General features: G+C 53.2%; 18 protein-coding genes. 5 read left to right on the plus strand and 13 right to left on the minus strand.

Translation table 11 applies throughout. From position 1 onward, the window contains the following. Positions 1 to 197: 197 nt before the first annotated feature. The 4 genes from infB to rimP form a co-directional block, all read right to left on the minus strand. Positions 198 to 3,137, minus strand: a complete 2,940-nt coding sequence (gene infB, locus CKV68_RS02240) for a translation initiation factor IF-2 (protein ID WP_095075517.1) — start codon at positions 3,135 to 3,137, stop codon at positions 198 to 200. A 105-nt stretch (positions 3,138 to 3,242) separates the two neighbouring features. Next, a complete protein-coding gene (locus tag CKV68_RS02245) occupies positions 3,243 to 3,617 on the minus strand; it encodes a YlxR family protein (RefSeq protein WP_013911747.1) in 375 nt (124 codons plus the stop codon). Positions 3,618 to 3,892: 275 nt separating this feature from the next. Further along, complete coding sequence (nusA, locus tag CKV68_RS02250; RefSeq protein ID WP_013911748.1) at positions 3,893 to 4,891, minus strand: transcription termination factor NusA; 999 nt, start codon at positions 4,889 to 4,891, stop codon at positions 3,893 to 3,895. Continuing rightward, positions 4,888 to 5,442 carry a ribosome maturation factor RimP gene (gene rimP, locus CKV68_RS02255; RefSeq protein ID WP_013911749.1) on the minus strand — a complete coding sequence of 185 codons (555 nt, stop codon included), beginning with the start codon at positions 5,440 to 5,442 and terminating at the stop codon, positions 4,888 to 4,890. The genes nusA and rimP overlap by 4 nt, the downstream gene beginning before the upstream one ends. A gap of 58 nt (positions 5,443 to 5,500) precedes the next feature. On the opposite strand from rimP, the gene CKV68_RS02260 reads away from it, so the two are divergent. Continuing rightward, positions 5,501 to 6,415, plus strand: coding sequence for a DUF4439 domain-containing protein (locus CKV68_RS02260; protein WP_029975480.1), 915 nt, complete (start codon positions 5,501 to 5,503; stop codon positions 6,413 to 6,415). 94 nt (positions 6,416 to 6,509) lie between these two features. Here the strand turns inward: CKV68_RS02260 and CKV68_RS02265 are convergent, their stop codons facing one another. Continuing rightward, a complete protein-coding gene (locus tag CKV68_RS02265; RefSeq protein WP_095075518.1) occupies positions 6,510 to 8,267 on the minus strand; it encodes a proline--tRNA ligase in 1,758 nt (585 codons plus the stop codon). 32 nt (positions 8,268 to 8,299) lie between these two features. Between CKV68_RS02265 and yaaA the strand changes: the two genes are divergently transcribed. Further along, entirely contained in the window at positions 8,300 to 9,037 is a 738-nt protein-coding gene (yaaA, locus tag CKV68_RS02270) for a peroxide stress protein YaaA (protein WP_095076217.1), read from the plus strand. Between the two features lie 68 nt (positions 9,038 to 9,105). Here yaaA and cobA read toward each other — a convergent pair whose 3' ends face one another. After that, a complete protein-coding gene (gene cobA, locus CKV68_RS02275; RefSeq protein ID WP_014836523.1) occupies positions 9,106 to 9,873 on the minus strand; it encodes a uroporphyrinogen-III C-methyltransferase in 768 nt (255 codons plus the stop codon). Positions 9,874 to 9,967: 94 nt separating this feature from the next. On the opposite strand from cobA, the gene CKV68_RS02280 reads away from it, so the two are divergent. Continuing rightward, positions 9,968 to 11,344, plus strand: coding sequence for a protein adenylyltransferase SelO family protein (locus CKV68_RS02280; RefSeq protein ID WP_041479382.1), 1,377 nt, complete (start codon positions 9,968 to 9,970; stop codon positions 11,342 to 11,344). 27 nt (positions 11,345 to 11,371) lie between these two features. Here the strand turns inward: CKV68_RS02280 and CKV68_RS02285 are convergent, their stop codons facing one another. From CKV68_RS02285 to mqo, 7 genes are all read right to left on the minus strand, one after another. Further along, a complete protein-coding gene (locus CKV68_RS02285) occupies positions 11,372 to 12,487 on the minus strand; it encodes a GTP-binding protein (protein WP_095075519.1) in 1,116 nt (371 codons plus the stop codon). A gap of 40 nt (positions 12,488 to 12,527) precedes the next feature. Next, positions 12,528 to 13,091, minus strand: coding sequence for a methylated-DNA--[protein]-cysteine S-methyltransferase (locus CKV68_RS02290; protein WP_014836526.1), 564 nt, complete (start codon positions 13,089 to 13,091; stop codon positions 12,528 to 12,530). After that, complete coding sequence (locus CKV68_RS02295; protein WP_095075520.1) at positions 13,081 to 14,451, minus strand: cobyrinate a,c-diamide synthase; 1,371 nt, start codon at positions 14,449 to 14,451, stop codon at positions 13,081 to 13,083. Before CKV68_RS02295 ends, CKV68_RS02290 begins: the two co-directional genes overlap by 11 nt. Next, entirely contained in the window at positions 14,445 to 15,065 is a 621-nt protein-coding gene (cobO, locus tag CKV68_RS02300; protein ID WP_013911758.1) for a cob(I)yrinic acid a,c-diamide adenosyltransferase, read from the minus strand. The genes CKV68_RS02295 and cobO overlap by 7 nt, the downstream gene beginning before the upstream one ends. Positions 15,066 to 15,161: 96 nt before the next feature. Continuing rightward, complete coding sequence (locus tag CKV68_RS02305) at positions 15,162 to 15,926, minus strand: vWA domain-containing protein (protein WP_095075521.1); 765 nt, start codon at positions 15,924 to 15,926, stop codon at positions 15,162 to 15,164. Further along, positions 15,919 to 17,013, minus strand: a complete 1,095-nt coding sequence (locus tag CKV68_RS02310; protein ID WP_095075522.1) for an ATP-binding protein — start codon at positions 17,011 to 17,013, stop codon at positions 15,919 to 15,921. The genes CKV68_RS02305 and CKV68_RS02310 overlap by 8 nt, the downstream gene beginning before the upstream one ends. Positions 17,014 to 17,126: 113 nt before the next feature. Beyond that, positions 17,127 to 18,626, minus strand: coding sequence for a malate dehydrogenase (quinone) (gene mqo, locus CKV68_RS02315; protein ID WP_014525938.1), 1,500 nt, complete (start codon positions 18,624 to 18,626; stop codon positions 17,127 to 17,129). A gap of 685 nt (positions 18,627 to 19,311) precedes the next feature. Between mqo and CKV68_RS02320 the strand changes: the two genes are divergently transcribed. Both CKV68_RS02320 and mtr read left to right on the plus strand, forming a co-directional pair. Next, on the plus strand, positions 19,312 to 20,304 hold the full coding sequence (locus tag CKV68_RS02320; RefSeq protein WP_029975473.1) for an alpha/beta hydrolase: 993 nt from the start codon (positions 19,312 to 19,314) through the stop codon (positions 20,302 to 20,304). 325 nt (positions 20,305 to 20,629) lie between these two features. After that, positions 20,630 to 22,021, plus strand: a complete 1,392-nt coding sequence (mtr, locus tag CKV68_RS02325; protein ID WP_013911764.1) for a mycothione reductase — start codon at positions 20,630 to 20,632, stop codon at positions 22,019 to 22,021. Positions 22,022 to 22,166 lie beyond the last annotated feature (145 nt).

Consider the following 22,166-nt stretch of genomic DNA (forward strand, 5'->3'; position numbering starts at 1 on the left):
TAAATTGCAGCCATGTGTCGGCTAACGCAATTATCTTACCTGCTTTATCAAAGCGGAAACTTACCCCGTATTATCCACAGCAGACTTCTTTGTCTGATCTGCACGATAAACACAGAAGAGAAAACGGCGCCGACTCTCAACATTAGTTATGAGAGTCGGCGCCGCTTTCTAGTAGTTATCGGTTTAAGCAGCCACTGTTAAGAACGTGGAACCTCTACCTGCTCAAATACCTCGATGATATCGCCAACCTGGATATCCGGGTAGGACAAGACCATACCGCACTCGTAGCCTGCGGAGACCTCGGTGGCATCGTCTTTCTCACGACGTAGCGATTCAATAGTCGCTTTGTCTGCCACTACGGCGCCGTCGCGAAGCAGACGAATCGTAGCGTTACGACGCACCTTTCCGCTCTCCACCATGCAGCCTGCGATCAGGCCAACTGCAGAAGCCTTGAAGATTGCACGAATCTCTGCACGTCCCACTTCACGCTCTTCGTAGATCGGCTTGAGCATGCCCTTCAGTGCCTGCTCAACTTCTTCGATCGCACGGTAGATGACGGTGTAGTAACGAACATCCACGCCTTCAGCGTTAGCTTCTTCCGTTGCCTTACCCTCAGCACGAACGTTGAAGGCAATGATCACGGCGTCAGAAGCAGCAGCCAAGGAGACGTTTGTCTGCGTAACAGCACCAACGCCACGGTCGATGATGTTCAGCTGAACTTCGTCGTCGACCTCAATCTTGAGCAATGCTTCTTCCAAAGCTTCTACGGAACCAGCATTGTCGCCCTTGAGGATGAGGTTGAGGGTGCTGTGTTCCTTAAGAACTGCATCCAGATCCTCAAGAGAAACGCGCTTGCGGGTCTTTGCAGCCAGAGCGTTACGCTTGCGCGCATTGCGCTGGTTAGCAATCTGACGAGCAACGCGATCGTCTTCCACGACTAGGAGGTTATCGCCAGCTCCTGGGACACCATTGAGGCCCTGCATCTGAACAGGACGGGAAGGTCCTGCTTCTTCAACGTCATGCCCGTACTCATCGACCATGCGACGAACACGGCCATAAGCATCACCTGCGACAACAGAGTCGCCAACACGCAACGTACCGCGCTGGACGATGACTGTAGCCACTGGGCCTCGGCCACGATCCAGGTGAGCCTCGATGGCCACACCTTGCGCATCCATGTCAGGGTTAGCACGCAGATCTAGAGACGCATCTGCAGTAAGAAGAACAGCCTCCAGTAATCCATCAATATTGATGTTCTGCTTTGCAGAAATATCAACGAACATGGTGTCTCCGCCGTACTCCTCAGGAACAAGGCCGTACTCGGTGAGCTGTCCACGGATCTTATCCGGGGACGCGCCTGGCTTATCGATCTTGTTCACTGCGACCACGATCGGTACGTCTGCTGCTTTAGCGTGGTTGATGGCCTCAACGGTCTGAGGCATAACTCCGTCGTCAGCAGCGACGACCAGCACAGCGATATCCGTGGACTTAGCACCACGAGCACGCATAGCGGTGAAGGCCTCGTGACCCGGGGTATCAAGGAAGGTGATCTTACGATCGGTGCCGTCGACGTTAACAGCGACCTGGTAAGCACCAATGCCCTGCGTAATGCCGCCTGCCTCACCGGAACCAACGTTGGACTTACGAATCGAGTCCAACAGGCGGGTCTTACCGTGGTCAACGTGACCCATAACGGTCACCACAGGAGGACGCTTCTCTAGATCCTCTTCAGTTCCTTCGTCCTCACCAAACTGTAGGTCGAAGGACTCAAGAAGCTCGCGGTCCTCATCTTCAGGAGAGACAACATCAACTTTGTAGTTCATCTCTTCGCCGAGGAGCTGCAATGTCTCCTCGCTCACAGATGCGGTTGCCGTTACCATCTCGCCAAGATTAAAGAGTGCCTGGACGAGAGCCGCAGCATCTGCATTAATCTTCTCAGCGAAGTCGGAAAGCGAAGCACCTCGGGCAAGACGAATCGTCGCGCCTCCACCGTCTGGCAGGCGAACGCCACCAATGACGTTTGGTGCCTGCATTGCCTCGTATTCATTACGCTTCTGACGCTTCGACTTACGTCCCTTGCGTGGAGCACCACCTGGGCGTCCGAATGCACCAGCGGTACCGCCACGACGTCCGCCGCGACCACCGGCAGCTCCACCGCCACCTGGGCGACCGCCGCCAAAGCCTGCGCCTCCGGGTCCACGGTTTCCGCCTTGGGCACCCGCACCGCCGCGGCCGCCATTACGGCCACCGGCGCTCCGAGAAGGCATCTGCCCTGGGTTAGGATGTGAAGGCATCATTGCGGGACTTGGACGACGTCCGCCGCCCTGACGCTCCTGACCAGCACCTTGCTGCGGTCGGTTACCGCCTTGTTGACGCTGCTGACCGCCGCGACCGCCTGGGCGAGGCTGACGCTCAGCGTTGTTGCCGCCTTGGGCACCACGACCTGCACCCGGACGCGGAGCGCCACCTGGGCGTGGGCCATTTCCAGGGCGGTTGCCGCCACCAGGACGAGGCGCTGGGCGCTCACCGCTGGAGAACGGGTTGTTGGCTACGCGAGGAGCACGTCCACCCGGTTTTGGCGCATTTCCGCCTGGGCGCGCCTGAGGACGAGGCATAGCAGAAGGAGACGCTCCTGCACCTGGCTTAGGAGCAGAACCCGGAGTTTTAGGTGTATCGGACTGGGAAGCGCTGAAACCTGGCTTAGGTACAGGCTTAACAGCAGGTTTTGGAGCGGCTGGCTTCGCGGAAGCCGGCTTGGGTGCTGCAGGCTTTGCGGCAGCAGGTTTTGGAGCGGCTGGCTTCGCAGAGGCCGGCTTGGGTGCTGCAGGCTTTGCGGCAGCAGGTTTTGGAGCGGCTGGCTTCGCAGAGGCCGGCTTGGGTGCTGCAGGCTTTGGAGCCGCAGGCTTAGCCGACGTTGACGCAGCTTTTACAGCCTCAGGGGTAGTCTTTGCAGATCCCTGAGCAGTGGTTGGGTCTTGCGCAGCATAATGCTGCTTCATCTTCTTAATCACCGGAGGTTCGATGGTAGAAGACGCGGTTTTTACAAACTCGCCTTGTTCTTTCAGAGTGGCAAGTAGTTCCTTGCTTGTTACACCGAGCTGTTTAGCTAGCTCATGTACACGTAGCTTTCCGGGCACTTCTCTCCTTGAGTTACGGAAGGAAGCCTTGACCCCGGAGGGCTTACGTTGACTTCCTACCTAAGTTACTTTGACGTTCATCGCTGATGCTTCATCGTATGCTCATCAGTGTTCGGTCTTCCTTGTAATGTCGGGTCCAGCGCCAAGCGCTGCTAGGTACTCTCGTACATGACCTGTGTCTACTTCCGCAGACACCCTTAACGCACGAGCAAATGCTCGGCGCTTTTCAGCTAGCTCCAGTGCATCGATGGTAGGCGTGATCCATGCTCCGCGCCCTTGCAGACGCCTACGTGGATCAGCAATCACCGAATAAACAGAATGATGTGATTCCCCTGCTACATCATCTTTCTTGCGTAAAACAACGCGAAGAAGTTGATCAGCGGGTTGTGATTTTTTGGTAGCGATGCAGGTACGGATACGCGTCCGCGTAGGCTTAGAAAGATCTCCTCGGGGGGAGTCGCCATACAAAGCCGCTGGCATCCGTCTCCTTTTCGCTTCACATCTCATATGTCATGTGCTTGTGCTCAACGCTGCTCTAGCGTCCATCGCACAAGCTGCAGATGGGCCGTTAAGTAGTGTACGCCATATTCTCCACAAAGATGAAGTTGGAAACGTCAAACACCAAATAATTCCACTTTTCACTCTTTATCGGGAAGTGAACTCGACATATTTTCAGACCGCAAAAATAAAAATGCCCCTCTTACTGCCGTGTAGATTCATCATCTACTGCAGTTCAAGGGGCAATGTGCAAAGGATTAGCTAGCGTCAGAACGGATATCGATCTTCCAACCCGTTAGGCGTGCAGCCAACCGAGCATTTTGTCCCTCTTTGCCAATAGCCAAGGAAAGCTGGTAATCAGGCACCGTAACCTTAGCCGCTTGAGCCTCAAGATCAGTGATCTCTACGTGCACAACCTTGGACGGTGCAAGGGCGTTACCTACGTACTTTGCCGGATCTTCATCAAAATCAATGATGTCGATCTTTTCCCCACCCAGCTCGTTCATGATGTTGTTCACACGCTGGCCACGAGGACCGATGCAAGCGCCTTTGGCATTCAGACCCTTAATATTCGCGCGAACAGCCACCTTAGAACGGTGTCCGGCCTCGCGTGCAATGCTGATAATCTCTACCGACCCATCAGCGACTTCAGGGATCTCCAGTTCAAAGAGCCTGCGCACCAGTTCAGGGTGCGTACGAGACAAATTAATCTGAAGGTTACGCGGGGTACGGTTCACTCCCACGACATAGCACTTTACGCGGTTGCCATGGACGAGTTTTTCGCCAGGAATTTGCTCGGCAGGAATGAGGATGCCGTCCTGCCCTTCAGCCTCAGTTCCCAGGTGCACAACGATAATTCCCCGCTCGTTTGCATATGCGTCTGCCTGAACGATGCCAGAAACTACGCGCCCTTCGTACTCGCTATACGCGTCATAGGCTTTCCAGGTTTCTGCCTCACGCAAACGCTTTTTGATTGCATCGCGAACCGCTTGCGCGCCGACACGACCGAAGTTAGCAGGGGTGTCGTCGTATTCAGAAACAACGTTGCCTTCTTCATCCAGCTCAGAAACAATGACAGAGACAAGGCCTGTTGTAGCACTAATGTCCACGCGAGCACGGGTGTTTTCTTCAACGTTGGTGTCTTTAAACTCGCGATAGGAAAAAAGAAGCGCACGAGCGATCGTCTCGATCAATTCCTCTACAGGAACTTTTCGCTCGGACTCAATGAGCTTAAGTGCGTGGATATCAATATTCACTTGTTTTCCTCTTCCAAAGCCAAGGCGGCATCAAAATCTAGTTGCGTGAACTCAAGCTCCGCTTCTGCGGGCTTCGCGAACTCAATTTCTACCACTGCTTGAGTATTTTCTCCCAATTCAATCGAACGGATCGAGATTTTCTTCCCCTGCCGCTTGACCACGATCACTCGCGTTTCATCATCATTTACTGCCCCAATCCGCTCGATTGATTTCTTTCCTTCAACGTCAAGGGCGACCAAGCGGTGACGATTTCTCCGCCATTGGCGTGGCTTAGTAAGGGGCGCGTCCACTCCAGGGGTACCAACCTCCAGAGTGTATCCCGGCCCAAAGCTTAGGGCACCAGAAGCTTCTTGAGCGTCGAAAAGCTCAGAGATGGCTGTGGATACTACTTCCAGCTGATCCAAATCCGGCCGGTTGTCGGAATCCAAGGACACTGCGACAAGAGTTTTTTTACCTGCGCGGTTCACTCGAACGTGTTCAAGATCCATATTATGTGCCGCTGCGATCGGCGTAATGAGCTCGGTTAAGACTTCGGTAGAGGGAAATGCCATGCCCGTTATCGTAGCCGACGCACAAAAGCATTCGAGTATGGAAGTACACTTTCCTTTTGTGACTCGTTCTGCAGCATCTCGATTCTTATTGGCCGTAGTGGTTTCCGGCGGCATGCTTAGCGCATGCAGCCTTACTCCGCATCCCACGCCAGACACCACACTGACGCGCCTAGCAGCGCGAGCCTCCGCAGAGGCAAAAACATTTGATAGTAGTGACTCCCCCTATGCCGCGCTTCGACGCGCCGACCTTGCCGAACTCCGTACGGAGATCCAACGTGTATGCGGACACAAAAATGACGGTACTCTCCCCTCTTCTTGTGACGACTCGGCTCTAGATTCCGCCATAGAAAAAGCGCACCTTGATGTTGATAACAACAGCAATCCCGCAGATGCAGCTACAATTGCTGCTCAAGAAATCGTGTCTAGTGCTGGAGAGCTCCCAGAGGGATCTATGTTGCTCGCTGCCAATCAACTCGTTGATCTCGTTTCGGCAGGAGCAGCGGCACCGACTACAGGGGGCGCACTGTTCGACCCCTCGGTGAACAAAAAGCTTAAGTCTTCCGACGTTAAAGTCGACGCAGATGCGGCACGAGACGCACTCGCCTGGGAATATTCCATTGTTTATGGTCTGGGCGTTGCCACTGCATCCGCTAGTGGCCTTCTCAAGCAAGCCGTCAACGACTCCATTGATGCCCACCAAAATCGCATCAGCATTCTACAAAGTAGCCTCGCACCCACTGGGAATTTTCCCAAACCTGAGTCTGCTTATGAGTTGAAAAAGTACCAACAGCCTTTTGATGCTCAAAGTACTGCTGACTACATTGAGGCTCTACGCAAAGACACCACGGATTATTGGATCGCTACGGCTGCTACGGCTAAAACCACTTCCTGGAAAGAACTAGCACTAGCTTTTGCCGCCCAGACAGCAGTTGGCGCGCCCACAGCTCCAGCCAACGTACTACCTGCCCGATAAAAAGATTGCGTGCCCCGCCAGTGACATTCACAGCGGGGCACGCAATCTTTAGGAGAGGCTAGACCACAAAGACTTCTAGCCCCTTAGGGCGCTCTTAGGCACCCACCATCTCAATAATCCGCGCAGTAGCTTCAGCCGCTGGAATTTCCACGGCTTCTGTGCCACGGACACGCAGCTCAACTTTTCCTTCCTTGAAAGACCTGCCCAGGACTACTACATAAGGCATCCCTAGCAGCTCCGCATCCTTGAATTTCACGCCGGGGCTTACCTTCGGGCGGTCGTCGAAAAGCACTTCGATGCCCGCTGCGTCGAGCTCGGATACCAAGGCATCCCCTGCCTCAATGGCTGCGGCATCTTTGTTTGCTACGACCACATGAACTGCAAAAGGTGCAACCTCAATGGGCCAATTGAGACCCTTCTCATCATGACGTTGTTCAGCAAGCACCGCCATGAGCCGTGAGACACCGATGCCATAAGAGCCCATGGTCGGGATCGCCCGCTTGCCGTTTTCATCAAGAATCTGCACGTCAAAGGCCTCGGTATATTTACGTCCAAGTTGGAAAATATGTCCAACCTCTATACCGCGGGCCAAGGTAAGCGTGCCTTGGCCTTCTGGTGCCGGATCGCCCTCGCGAACTTCGGCGGCCTCGATATAGTTCTCCACCTCAAAGTCGCGACCCACCGTAAGGTTAACTACATGGCGCTGATCAGCATCTGCGCCAGTAATCCATGAGGTTCCGGTGACCACGCGAGGATCGGCAAAGAGCTTAACGTCATGTGCGATCAATGCGCGAGGGCCAACGTAACCTTTCACCAGGAAGGGATTCGCCTTGAAGTCTGCTTCGGTAGCGAGTTCCACAGCTGCAGGCTCGAGAGAGGCTTCCAGGCGTTTCATGTCTACTTCGCAGTCTCCTGGAAGCAGAATGCCGGCAAGCTCATGATCCTCAGCACCAGGTTCTGTAATTTTCACAACGATGCATTTCAGAGTATCTGAGGCAACGACTTCACGGCCTTCAACCGTAACCCCAGCGGCTTGTGCCCATGCCACTAAAGACTCGATGGTTTCAGCAGCAGGGGTGTCGTACTCCATAGCTTCGGGCAGCCCTTCAAGGGAGCGTTCGACGCCGGGCTGAGTGATCACGGCTTCCACGTTAGCGGCGTAGTCGCCCTGCGTAGCGCGCACAAAGGTGTCCTCGCCGTTTTCACTGATCGCCAGGAATTCTTCAGAAGCAGAACCACCCATCGCGCCAGAAGTCGCAGAGCAAATCGCATACTCAACGCCTAGGCGGTCAAGGATGCGCTGGTATGCACCACGGTGACGCTGATACGACGACTCGAGTCCCTCATCTGTCATGTCGAAGGAGTAGGAGTCCTTCATCACAAATTCACGGCCACGAAGAATGCCAGCGCGTGGGCGTTCTTCATCCCGGTACTTGGTTTGGATTTGGTAGAGGATGACAGGGAAATCCTTGTACGACGAGTACATGTCTTTCACTGCTCCGGCAAACATCTCCTCATGGGTGGGACCCAAAAGGTAGTCTGCACCCTTGCGATCTTTGAGGCGGAAAAGCGAATCGCCGTATTCAGTCCACCGGTTAGTTGTCTGGTAGGGCTCGCGGGGCAACAACGCTGGGAAAAGCAGCTCTTGAGCTCCAATTCCGTCCATCTCCTCGCGCACAATATTTTCGATCTTTTTGAGTGTGCGCAACCCTAAGGGCAGCCACGTGTAAACACCTGGTGCAGCTCTGCGAATGTATCCGGCACGAACTAGCAGCTTGTGGCTAGGAACTTCAGCATCTGCGGGATCTTCGCGCAGGGTGCGCAGGAAGAGCGTGGAAAGACGTGTGATCATGAGTAAGAAATATACCCGCTAGGGTTATGGACATGCTCATTGTGTTACCTCCTTCAGAGACTAAGGCCATCGGCGGTGATGATGCGCCACTCAATATGGACGCTTTATCCTTCCCCTCGCTGAACCCAATAAGGAAATCCATCTCTAAGGATCTGAGCTCACTATCCCCAGACCAAGCCCTAACAATGTTGAAATTAAGCGAGAAACTCCGGGAGGAAGTTGCAGCTAATACACAGCTGCTTCATGCACCAACAATGCCAGCGATACTGCGCTATACCGGTGTGCTTTACGACGCCCTCGACGCGCCAACTCTTCCGCGCTCAGCATGGTCGCGCCTTGCTATAGGCTCAGCGTTGTTTGGCGTCGTCGGAGCTTCAGATCCCATCCCGCGATACAGGCTATCTGGATCTAGTAAAGTCCCCAACGCAGATGGAACAATCCCAACGATGAAAAAACGCTGGGGCTCAGCAATTACCACAGCGTTAAGTAATGCTGACGATTTTATCGTGGATCTACGCTCTGGCACCTATCAGCAGTTGGGGAAAGTTCCCGGCGCGACTACGGTGCGCGTGGAGTCAGTGCAACCCAATGGGGTACGAAAAGTCATCAGCCATTTTAATAAGCATTACAAGGGTGAGTTAGCGCGAGTGTTGGCGCTCAGTGATGCGTCCCCTTCCTCTATTGAGGAGGTACAAAAGGTCGCACAAAAAGCTGGTTTAGCAATAGAGCAGACCGGGATAACAGAGTTGACTTTTGAGGTTCGTAACTGATCTGGCACATACACGAGGGGGGCACCTCAATGTGAAGCGCCCCCCTCGTCTTTTCATGTCTGCGTGTTTTACGTATGTGCTGGTTGTGCGTCTAATCCAGCGACTTCTCCGATGACGTATACGGCGGGTGGCTTAATCTCCTGCGTGCGCATGGTGTTAGCCAGAGTTCCCAGCGTGCATTTATAGGAGCGCTGTTGTTCCGTCGCTCCTTCTTGGATTATCACCACTGGGGTTGAAGCTGGCCGGCCTCCCTCGATAAGCGCATCGGCAATGGCGGGTGCGTTTTTCACTCCCATAATCACGCTCAGGGTGCCTTGCGTTTGTGCTAGCGCACTCCAATTGTTAAGGGACTCCGGGTGTTGCGGTGGCACGTGTCCGGAGACCACGGTAAAGCTGTGTACAAGCCCTCGCTGGGTGATGGGGATACCGGCAAGCGCTGGTACGGAAACGGCGCTTGTTACTCCGGGAATGACTTCACAGGAAATCCCTTGTTCTGCACAAGCCTGCAATTCTTCAAAGCCTCGGCCAAAGATGTACGGGTCGCCGCCTTTAAGTCGAGCGACTCTTTTTCCTAACTGTGCGTGATGGATAAGTAGCTCGTTGATTTTCGACTGGGCTACTTGCCTACCGTATGGGAGCTTAGATACGTCGATGATTTCTTTCGTGGTGACGTCGCAAAGCTTATCCAGCTCCGATGCCGGTCCTAAGTGATCCGCCAAAATTACGTCCGCTGTTTGTAGTCGACGCATCCCCCTGACAGTAATCAGGTCCCATGCTCCTGGGCCACCTCCGATGAGTGCGACTGGGGCCTGCCATTGATTCTGCTGGGAAGTCATGAAAAACAAGTTTAAACAGTGAGTGCGCTTAGTCCTATTTGGGTTCCCTATAAAGGAAAGATCACAGGTGGAAATCCGCGCTACGGTAGTACCTATGTCGCATCCCACGTTTCTCCATACCTTTGCAGAACAACTCCCCGGCCTTGCGGTTGCCCATCATCCCAGCACGTGTCTCGATCCTCAGCTAGTTGTTTTTAATGATGAAGTGGGAGCAGCACTGGGGATCACGCGAGAAAATATCTACGATCTTCTCCATGCCAAGGGACATGCGCAGGCGTATTCCGGGCATCAGTTTGGCAACTTTGTCCCGTTGCTCGGTGACGGTCGGGCGTTGCTCGTCGGAGAACTACGTGCGGATCGCGCTCTCTGTCGGGAGACATCTGGTGCGCCTTTGCTTTACGACGTGCACCTTAAGGGTTCTGGTCCAACAGATTTTTCTAGAGGGGGCGACGGCCGAGCGGTCCTCGGCCCTATGCTGCGCGAGTATCTTATTTCCGAGTCTCTCCATGCACTCGGTGTTCCTAGCAGCAGATCATTAGCTGTTCTCACTACTGGCGAAACCGTGATGAGGGGTCGTCCGCAACCGGGAGCCATTCTGGTTCGGGTCGCCCCCAATCATATGCGGGTAGGAACACTACAGTATGCGGCTCTCAATGGCCCTGAGATTCTTCGCGATACTGTGCGCTATGCAAGCCATCGGATCTTAACTCAACCTAGCGACAATGAATTGGAAAACGCTCGAGAACTTTTGCATCAGGCTGTCCTGTCACAGGCACACTTAGTAGCCCAGTGGATGCGATTCGGGTTTGTCCATGGGGTGATGAATACGGATAACACCACGCTGAGTGGTTACAGTATCGATTTTGGCCCTTGTGCCTTTATGGATACGTTCAATCCCCAAACAGTGTTTTCTAGCATTGATCAAGGCGGACGCTACGCCTATGGACAACAACCAGCCATCGCCGGATGGAATCTTGCTCGGATGGCTGAGACACTCCTTCCCTTTATCGGAATGGATGCGGCGAGGGAAGAAATCGATAGTTTCGCTTCCTATTACCGCACTGCTTGGTTGGAGGAAATGGCTCAGGCAGTAGGAGTAGACCCCCATAGCTCTGGTGCAGAAGACCTTCTCGATACTTTGCCAGAGTTGCTGACCCGTCATACCGCGGATCTCACGACTTTCCTACGAAGCTTGAGCGATGGTACGACACAACAAAAATTCCCCTGGGCAAACGACTGGTGCACTGCTCGTGACCTGTGCGGAGCTGTACCCCCGCACAATCCGGTGTATATCCCCAGGAATCATCTCGTAGAGGAAGCCTTGTTGCACGCTGAGCGCGGGGATCTCTCACGTTTCCAACGTCTCTTTGCAGCCACGACTGCACCTTTTGACCGCATCGATGACAGCGAAGATCTTGAGCAACCTGCTCCTCAAGACGCGGCTCCTTATATCACCTACTGCGGCACGTAGCGCACCGATGATACCGGGTCCTTCAATCTAAGTCCGCTGAGCCAGGAGCAGCATTGTCTCCGTATCATTGAGCATCGCCTGGCTGAGTTTGCGCACCGCATCCTCGCGATCAAAATGCACTCCGATAAGCACGATCTCATTACTCGGTTCCATGCCTGCTTGCTGCCAATAGCCCGCAGGGACGATACGTAGGTCAGGTCCCGCTTGGTGCCACACCTGAACCATATCGATCCGATCCGAGACCCAACAATGCCCCTTGGAGCGCACGAGGCCAGAAATTGAATGCAGCGCTTGGATCAACCGCTCGCGGTCAAAAGGCCTGTCGCCACGAAAAACCACAGAGCTAATCCCATATTCTTCCGTCTCAGGAGTATGAGGGTTAGTCAGTTCATCCATGTACCCCTGATACGTCCGAGCTGTGGCTTCGTCGTAGGCCATGGCTCCCAACAAATCAGAAATTGCCGATCGTGGCTCGCCTTTTTCTGGAATGACGCGGCCGTCGATAAGCTTTTCGACGCTCGCGCGCGGGTTCATTCTGTGCACCAAGGCCACGGTCGCCTCGTAGCGTTCTGCAGGGACCAGATCGGCTTTGGTCACATAGATACGATCCGCGAATTCTACCTGGTCTACCAGGAGATCAGCGATTGTGCGATCGTCTTCTGGGGTAGCTCCCAAGTCGCGATCTACCAGGTAGGTCCTTTTGGACATGTAGTCCAGGAACTGGGTGGCGTCGACAAGCGTTGCCATCGTGTCAATCGGAGCAACATCCGCCAAGCGGGTTCCGTCTTCCCATTCCCATTCAAATGTAGCTGCCACGGGCATGGGTTCCGATATGCCCGTTGATTCGATCACGATGTGGTCGTAGTCTCCCGATCTGGCGAGCGATCCCACTGATTCCACAAGATCATCGCGCAGGGTACAGCAAATACAACCGTTGGTGAGCTCGATGAATCGGTCTTCACCGCGTTCCAGATGCCCTTCCCCTGCGATGAGGGCTGCGTCGATGTTTATTTCAGAGAAATCGTTAACGATCACCGCAATTTTGCGACCTTCACGATTTCCCAGTAGGTCATTGAGAAGGGTGGTTTTCCCCGAGCCGAGAAAACCGGATAACACTGTGACTGGAGTAGATGAGAAAGACATTCACTAATGAATACCTTTTTCATCTAGGTTCCGCAAACTACTACTGTGCCGGATCCTCGTTCGAGACGATGCGGGACTCTCGTTTCAAGAGACTCTCTTTTATCGTGATGCCATAGCGGAAACCGCCGAGGGTCCCGTCACTGCGCACAATACGATGGCAAGGTACAAATAATGCAGCAGCATTCATAGCACACGCACTAGCGGCAGCTCGCGCCGCTTTTTCATTGCCACATCGAATCGCGTACTCGGTGTATGTAAGAGTCTCCCCAGGCTGGACCTCCCGCAAAACATCCCACGCTCGCATACGGAAAGGCCCCGAACGTTGCTTGACGGGAATCTGCTTTATCGCATCTAGGTCCCCTGCGTAATAAGCAGAGACTGCCGCGCTCGCATCACGTAACACGGGATGTGCATCATCAAGCCCTACATGATCAATTCCCTGCCCTCCGGCCCCCAGCGCAAACTCCTTGTGCACTAGAGAGGCCAGCGCTGCACTATCTTCAGTCCAGCCACTAGCCAACACAAAACCATCGTGTCCTATGATGCTCAAGGGTCCGTCAGGTGTTGTTAGGGTCAACGCCTGTGGTTTTTCACTAGCATGCATCGACAAACCTTCTTACTGCCCGTGGTACGGACGCTGGATGAACGTGGAGATAACTGGCATGGACATTACCGCGTACAAATCCTTCACGCGCCGCCACGCCATCCCAGGTGCGCCACCCCCATGCTGACTCCCAACCTGAAGCGTCAGCTTTGACCAGCGCCGTATGGTGGAATTCATGTCCAGTGACGCGCTCTCCAGCCCGGTACATCACAGAATCACACAGTGCTACGGCCTCCCGATACCCCAGCGTGAGGCGGCGCCCCATCGCTGCTTGAGCAGAAATAACTCCGAGCATCCGGTGCCCGTCCAGAGTATCTAGAAGCCACAAAAGCCCCGCACACTCCGCATGAACTGGCATGCCTTGTTCAATGCGGCTTACGATACTGCGCTGTAGATCTTTCCTCTTTGCTAGTACTTCACAATATTCCTCCGGAAAACCTCCCGGAATGATGAGCCCATCGCAATCTGGCAGATCATCAATCAGAGGATCAAAAGCAAGAACCTCCGCCCCCGCGGCCTCCAAAAGCTCTACGTGCTCCGCATAGGTAAAGGAAAAAGCAGGCCCACCTGCTAACGCGATTCGTGGACTGCGGAACCCACCGACACGATCTCCCACTGCGACCATGGGGTCCCAGGCAGCTCCCGTAAATGTGCAGCGCGCAAGAGAAATCACAGCATCAAGATCAACATGTTGTTCCACCATTGCGGCCATCTCTGCAACAACAGAACGAGCTTGAAGAAGCTCCGTAGATGTGACCAGACCCAGATGTCGCGAGGGAACCTCAGCATCATCGACCCGGGGAATTGCGCCCAAAACTGGAACACCCACAGCTTCTACCGATTCCCGGCACACCGCAGCGTGCCGGTCAGTACCAACTTTATTCAAAATCACGCCAGCCACCCGGACGGCATCATCGGCAGTGGCAAATCCGTGGACCACAGCCCCCACAGACTGACTCATTCCGCGAACATCAACAACCAAAATGACGGGAAGGCCCAGTTCCGCAGCAATTTCTGCGGTAGATCCTTGTGCGCGAGCATCCGCAGTATTTGAGCCTTCGGTTATGCGGCCGTCGAAAAGCCCCATAACCCCTTCCACCACCGCAATGTCTGCTCCTTGCGCACCATGTGCATAGAGAGGGCCCAAAGCAGATCGGCCGCACATGACAGAATCTAGGTTTCTGCCCACCCGACCTGCGGCCATCCCGTGGTAACCCGTGTCAATATAATCGGGTCCGACTTTAAACGGCGCGACTACCATGCGCTGAGCCAACGCAGCCATCAGTCCCGTAGCAATGGTTGTTTTACCCGATCCGGACGAGGTTGCAGCAATCACAACCCCGGGTACTGCAGTTACCATTCGATGCCTTTTTGACCTTTACGTCCTACATCCATCGGATGCTTTATTTTTGTCATCTCAGTAACAAGATCGGCCACCTCGACGAGCTTCGGATCCGCATCACGCCCAGTTATTACAATATGCTGCGTGCCAGGACGGTTCTTCAGAGTCTCTACAACGTCATCTGCATCAATCCATCCCCATTTGATGGGATATGTGAACTCATCAAGAACATAAAAATCATGCTCTTGTGCAGCTATCCGACGTTTAATCTCCTCCCAACCATCGCGAGCATCACGGGCATGGTCGTCATCAGACCCCTGCTTCTTTGTCCACGACCATCCCTCCCCCATTTTGTGCCATTCGACGACTCCGCCTACGCCAGAATCTTCATGCAGCTTCCCCAGTTGCCTAAAGACGGCTTCTTCGCCGACTTTCCACTTAGCGGACTTAACAAACTGGAAAACGCCTATATTCATCCCCTGGTTCCAAGCGCGCATAGCCATCCCGAAGGCGGCCGTCGACTTTCCTTTACCTTGCCCGGTATGAACGGCGGTAACAGGAAGCATCCGGCGCTGGCGTGTAGTTAAACCATCATCGGGTATGGACGCAGGATCTACTTTCCCTTGAGGCATAAGAAGATCTCCTTCGTTGCTTGAATCGATATCGGAAGACACATCGATTCTACTTGTCTAGGCTGTCATCTCACGCGCTTTTCCCACGTATCTCGATCACACCGCGTCGATCACTCCGGCTACGGAATCTGCATTCACTTCTTTGAGCTGAATACATATGCCTTCAAGATGGGCTGCCAGCTCCTGTGCCAGACCAAGGCGTACGCGTCCAGGTTTCTCACAATCGATCACCACCGAACCAGCTAAACCATTGCGGGCGATGAGGCGAGCTGCTGCTCTCGATCCAGCCAGACCAGAAGCTCCAGTGGCACGGCCATCTGACAACACGACGAGAAGGGCACGGCGACCAGGTTCTTTCACATGCTCACGACGAATCACATCATGGGCAAGCAAAAGCCCCTCACCCAACGGAGTCCGGCCACCCGTCACTACGTTATGCAAACGACGCACTGCAACATCAATTGAGCCAGTAGGAGGCAGCACCAGCTCGGGGGCTGTGCCGCGCACGGACACCACGGCCACTTTGTCCCGGCGCTGATACGCATCCCGAAGCATCGATAGAACCGCACCGGTAACTGAAGCCAGGCGATCCCGAGCAGACATAGATCCCGAAGCATCAACGACAAAAATGATGAGGTTTGACTCCGTTCCCCGTCTTAAGGACCCCCTCAAATCCTCTGGCCGGAAGTCAATCATCTTTCCTTCTACTCGAGCTCCTCGATCGGCCGCCGCAAAAATGGTCCCCACAAGATTTAAGCCATGACCAGTACTCAATGGGCGAACGTCTGCCCCATGCGAGGAATACGCCTTCGAGCGCCGACCCGGTATTCCTTGTTCGCCTATGCCTTTGCGTTTAAACACCCGCGGAGCGAAAGGGAGCGCCAGTAGTAGCGCGTTCCTCCTGACCATCACTGGTGGGCTGTTCCGCCTGTTCTTCCGAGGATTTTTCTTCTACTTCATTCTGATTTGCCTCGTCCTGAGGTCCTTCCGAGTCGCTTTCCGCGTTGCCTTCCTCATCTGGGTGCTGTTTCTGAGCATTATCCATTTCTTGATCCAGCTGATCCTGATCTAAGCCGGGTTCATCGAATGGGTCTCTGCGGCGACGATGCGGCAAAGCCAACTCTGCAGCTATGCGAATATCCTCATCTTCCACCGTCGAGGCCCCGCGCCAGGCAGCATGGGCTAGCGCAGTCCGAGCAATAACCAAATCAGCCCTCATACCATCAACATCAAATGCCGCACAAAGGTGTGCAATCCGGCTGAGGTTAACGTCGGAAAGCTGTAGCTGCTGCACTCGTTGTTTCGCCTCATGGATCAGCTGCGCTGTTGATGCGTCCTCATGGGCCCATGATTGAACAAAAGATTGTGGAGTCGATTCAAATGCGAGCCGACGCCGCATGATCTCTGCACGAACCTCAACATCTTTGGAGGCCACGACATCGACGGCCAAACCAAAACGATCAAGAAGCTGCGGACGCAGCTCCCCTTCCTCTGGATTCATGGTTCCCACAAGCACAAAATTGGCAGGAGAAGAATGCGAAATACCGTCCCGTTCGACTGTAACCTGCCCTGTCGCTGCGGCGTCTAAGAGCGAATCAACCAGGTGATCCGCAAGCAGATTTACCTCATCGACGTACAGCACTCCACCGTCTGCCTGGCTCAGCAAACCGGGATTATAGTGAGCCTTGCCCGTGGTCAAGATCGTTTCCATGTCAAGGGAGCCCACAACTCGATCTTCCGTGGCTCCGATGGGAAGATCAACTAATGGAGCATCCCCCAGCAAACTGGCAAAAGCTCGCACCATGGTTGTCTTGGCTGTTCCCTTTTCCCCACGGATGACCACGCCACCAATGCGCGGAGAAATCGCACACAGGATGAGTGCAAGTCTTAGTCGATCCTGCCCCACAACTGCCGAAAACGGATACAACGTACGTCCACCAGTGCCCATAGTGCTTCTATATCTCCTAGAAAATAACAAAACCTAGCAGTGCCTTTTTCATTAAAGCACCACTAGGAATCGTTTCAAGGTCAGGGTCTCTTCAACACCAAAAAACTGACTACTTAGTCTTGATCAAGCTGCAGAGTGGTCTGGGTATAATCCCAAATCTCTTCAAATAGTCGCTTATCCGTAGCAAGCTTAATCCCGTAGGAAGGAATCATTTCCTTAATCTTGTCGCCCCATTCAACCATACGCTGACCAAAGCAACGCTCAAGCAGTTCCAACATCGCGGCTGGTGCAATAGAGGCACCTGGCGACGCACCAAGGATGCCGGCGATAGATCCGTCAGCGGAGTTAATAAGGGAAGTACCAAAAGCCAAAGAGGAGAATCGCGGACCCACAACGGGCTCGATAGCCTGCACACGCTGACCGGCTGTAATCAGTTCCCAGTCTTCATCGCGCGCATTAGGCATGTACTCGCGCAGAGACTCCATCCGAGCTGATTGATCCTTAAGCACCTCAGTGATGAGGTACTTAGTCAGGCCAAATTCCTGCGCTCCAACGCCTAGATAAGACATCAGGTTTGTGGGACGGATCGACTTAACGAGGTCGAAGTACGAGCCCTTCTTTAAGAATTTTGGCGTCCATCCCGCATAAGGGCCAAACAGCAGACCTTTTTCTCCATCGATGACGCGAGTATCCAAGTGAGGCACCGACATCGGGGGCGCGCCGATAGATGCTTTGCCATAAACTTTCGCCGAATGCTGTTCTATGACTTCTTGGTTGGTACAGCGCAGCCACTGACCGGATACGGGGAAACCGCCCCACCCACGTATTTCCGGAATGCCAGATTTTTGGAGCAGCGGGAGTGCCATTCCACCAGCGCCAACAAAGACAAAGTTTGCACGAATAACTTGAATATCACCGGTGTGAACGTTTTTAACTTTAATCTTCCACTTACCGCCATCACGAGTAATATCTTTAACCTCGTGGCCATAACGGATATTGGTGCCATTAGCCTCGGCCGCTTTGAGGAACTGGCGAGTCTGCGATCCATAGTTAATGTCCGTGCCAGCATCAGTCCAGGAAATCGCAACCTTCTCAAATTCGCTACGTCCATCAGCCATCAACGGCAGCATGTCATTGAACACACTACGGTCATCCGTGTACTGCATATTGGGGAACAGCGGGTGGTTAGCTAGAGCGTCGTAACGCTTTTTCAAATAGTTAACCTGCGCTTCACCACGAGCAAAGGAAACGTGAGGTACAGGGTTAATCCACTCACGAGGATTCGGCAGAACCCCTTGGTTAATTTGATAAGACCAGAACTGGCGAGAAACTTGGAACTTCTCATTTACGCCCAGAGCTTTATTGATTTCAATACGCCCGTTAACTTCCGGCGTGTAATTCAGCTCGCACAGAGCCGAATGCCCTGTCCCTGCGTTGTTCCACGGCGAGGATGACTCTTGAGCAGGTGCATCGAGACGCTCAAAGAGGACCTGAGACCAGCTAGGTTCAAGTGTGCGGAGCATAGCGCCAAGGGTGGCACTCATGATGCCGCCGCCGATCAGGGCAACGTCTACTTCGTCCGTGACCCGTTGCGCGTTGATGGAATCTGCCATATTCAATCTTCCTTGAGTTTTACGTTTCCGTATTTCCCGGATTGTTCATGAACTAGAAAACAGCACGACTCATAATCACAGTGCCTTGCAACACCATGAGAAACTGAGCTTTCGATGCGACACAGAATATCAGCATCTGCATCAAGCAACCATCGGAATGCTATCCCTCATGGTCACCCAAAGCCGAAGACAGTAACGATAAAATCCACCGCCCAACGGCTTACATAGCCAGCCCAAAAATCAGCCCGACCGAATTTCTTCAGTTCACTAGAAAACAGCTTACGCCTGATCTACTGGGGGTAAGAAAAAGAGAGCAACCATCAATGAAATACACCTGCAAAACAGTATTTACCCACCCCCGAATACCCCTATCTTGCACACCCATCCACGATAAACAGGATTGCTGCCATATCCACAAAAAACAAATGGGCAGGTCTGTTTCCCAACAGCTTTCCTTTAGCAAAAATACAAGTACCCCTCATGCAAACCCTACAGGCCTGTCCTCCGCAACAAAACGCACCAGAATTCCAACAAAGAGTGCGCCTACCCCCAGACCTAAAGTGCAGCAAACGCAAGAAATAAAGCACTTAAGCTATATGTAAGCCCCCACATACGACCCTCCACTTTGTAATGTTGCACTCTTTATTCCCCCATCCGAAGCAGTGTCCGATCTAGAGTCATAGACATGAAGCTTCACTGGAAGACAGACATACTCGGACGCGATTACCAATGCGCCACTTTTAGCCTCGGCAACGATCCCAGGTCAGAAGGCAGTGAAGGCGAGATTTTTGGCAGTCTTGTACGCCATCTTCCCAATGAAGAAGCCATAGACCAATACAACCAACGTCCAGCTCTGCTCTTTGTACACGGCATGACAGACTATTTTTTTCATCGCCATGTCGCAGAGCATTTTCATAACCAGGGCTTTGCGGTATACGCATTAGACCTACGAAAATGCGGAAGGTCACATCGCGAAGGCCAGACATGGCATTACGCATCCCGCCTCAGTATCTACTTTCAGGAACTTGATATTGCCGCACAGGCCCTATTACAAACACATCCCACAATCGTCCCCATCGCACACTCAACAGGTGGACTTATCGCATGTCACTGGCTTAATTATCTACGCATATCCGATCCCCTCACCCACGCTAAGTTCCCCGGCGCCATTTTAAATAGCCCTTGGCTAAGCATGATGGTTCCTGCGCCTATAGTTCGCATTACCCGCCCACTTATCACCGTGGCCGCTAAAATCCGACCGCGCGCCGCACTGAAAACAAAATCATCTTCTGTCTACGGAAAAAGTTTGCATGTCCATGGCGAAGGTGAATGGGATTACAACCTTCAATGGAAGCCTTTGGGAGGTCATAAAAAATTTGTCGGCTGGGTCTCGGCCATCGACAAAGCACAACGCCTTGTTCACCGGGGCCGTATAGATTGTGGTGTCCCACTGCTGTGCTTAAGCTCGGATTCCTCGGCATCGACATTGCCGCTGGCCGCCCATGCCGATGCGGTCATCAACGTAGAACACGTTAACCAGTGGGGGCCATACCTTTCTGAGCACGTCACAGTTCAGGCTATTCCAGGAGCAAAACATGATGTTTTCTTGTCCAACCATGCCGCACTTGCCCATGTATTCCAAACATGCGACCGATGGCTAGATCCCAAGAACGCCTAAACTGCTCACAACAATAAAAGTCAGAGCATCACCCCCAGCTTCGTTCACACAGGTCCCCGCAGGTCTGGGCATGATTTCCCCTTCCACACACCAGCACTCCGGACGCAATATATGGAATATTAAAGGTTTTTCATTACTATTTCTCATGTCTGATGGAATGTGCTGCCGCTATGTTCCGTTGAACTTTAAGACTCACGCACATGACAAAGGTAAAAAGAATAACCTCTTTTACCTTTTGCATTTGCCAATTACGCTACCTCTAGTAGAGATAGCCAGTCCTTAGTGCATCATTCCATGCGCCACTTTTAAAGAAAGCGAGTATTCCTTGAGCGAGCAGGCCCACAAACACTACGACTTGATCGTTATCGGAACGGGATCTGGAAATTCCATTCCGGGCCCCGAGTTTCACGATAAGTCCATTGCGATAGTAGAAAAAGGCGCCTTTGGTGGAACATGCCTCAATGTTGGCTGCATACCAACCAAAATGTTTGTGTACGCTTCTGAGATCGCTTTAGCGGTACGCGAGTCTGAACGCTACGGCATCTCAGCCGAGGTATCCGATGTGGATTGGCCATCTATTGTCAACCGAGTTTTCCGCGACCGCATCGATCCTATATCTGCCTCTGGCGAAGAATATCGGCGCGGCCCCAAGACCCCCAACATCGATGTCTACGACCAGCATGCGTCATTCATAGCCCCCAAAACCATACGCACCGGTCAGGGCTCTGAAGAAGCTATCATTTCTGGTGATCGTATTGTCATCGCTACCGGTTCTCGCCCGTTTATCGATCAAAAAGTCATTGATTCAGGTGTGCGCTATTACACCAACGAGAACATCATGCGCTTAGAGTCTCTCCCTGAATCCATGGTGGTTATGGGCGGCGGCTACATCGCTATGGAGTTTGCCCATGTCTTTGACGCTCTCGGCGTAAAAGTTACCGTGGTAAACCGGTCCGAGAAGCTCCTACGCCAGCTCGATTCCGATATTTCTGATCGCTTTACTGAGATCACCAAGGAAAAACTAGATTGCAGGCTAGGACGCACCATCGATTCCATCACGGAAAACGATGGCGTGGTTACCCTCACCCTGGACGATGGATCCACCGCACAAGGCGAGGTCTTCCTGGTAGCCACCGGCCGAATCCCCAATGGCGACCTCATGGATCTGGACAAAGCTGGCGTAGAAATGGATGGGCGCCGCATCAAGGTTGATCAGTACGGACGTACAACAGCTCCCGATGTCTGGGCTTTGGGCGATGTGTCTTCCCCATACCTACTTAAGCACGTGGCCAATGCTGAAATGCGGGCAGTAAAACACAATCTCCTTCATCCAGAAGATCTCCAGCCTATGCCTCATGAGAATGTTCCTGCCGCGGTCTTTACTCATCCGCAGATCGGCACAGTTGGTTTAACAGAAGATGAAGCTCACGCTGCCGGATACAACATCACAGTCAAGGTCCAGAACTATGGCGATGTTGCCTATGGTTGGGCGATGGAAGATACCGAGCACTTTGTAAAACTCATCGCAGACAAAGACACCGGGCTACTACTAGGGGCGCACTTTATCGGACCCCAGGCTTCTACACTGGTACAACAGCTCATTACTGTTATGGCTTTTAAGCTCGACGTCCGTGACGTTGCTACCAAGCAGTACTGGATCCACCCAGCGCTTCCGGAATTAACGGAAAATGCTCTCCTAGGTCTTGATTTCTCTTAGAATTTCCGCAGAGGATTAATCTAAAAGTCGCAGGTGCTACCGCTTTGGTCACGTGCGACTTTTATTGTTTTCTCCCATATTTTGCATTCGCCCTCGGCGTGCGCTCGCCCACATTTCAGCTCAAAAGCGTAATCTATGAGACACA

It is taken from the genome of Corynebacterium ulcerans (assembly GCF_900187135.1).
Classification (GTDB): Bacteria; Actinomycetota; Actinomycetes; order Mycobacteriales; family Mycobacteriaceae; genus Corynebacterium; species Corynebacterium ulcerans.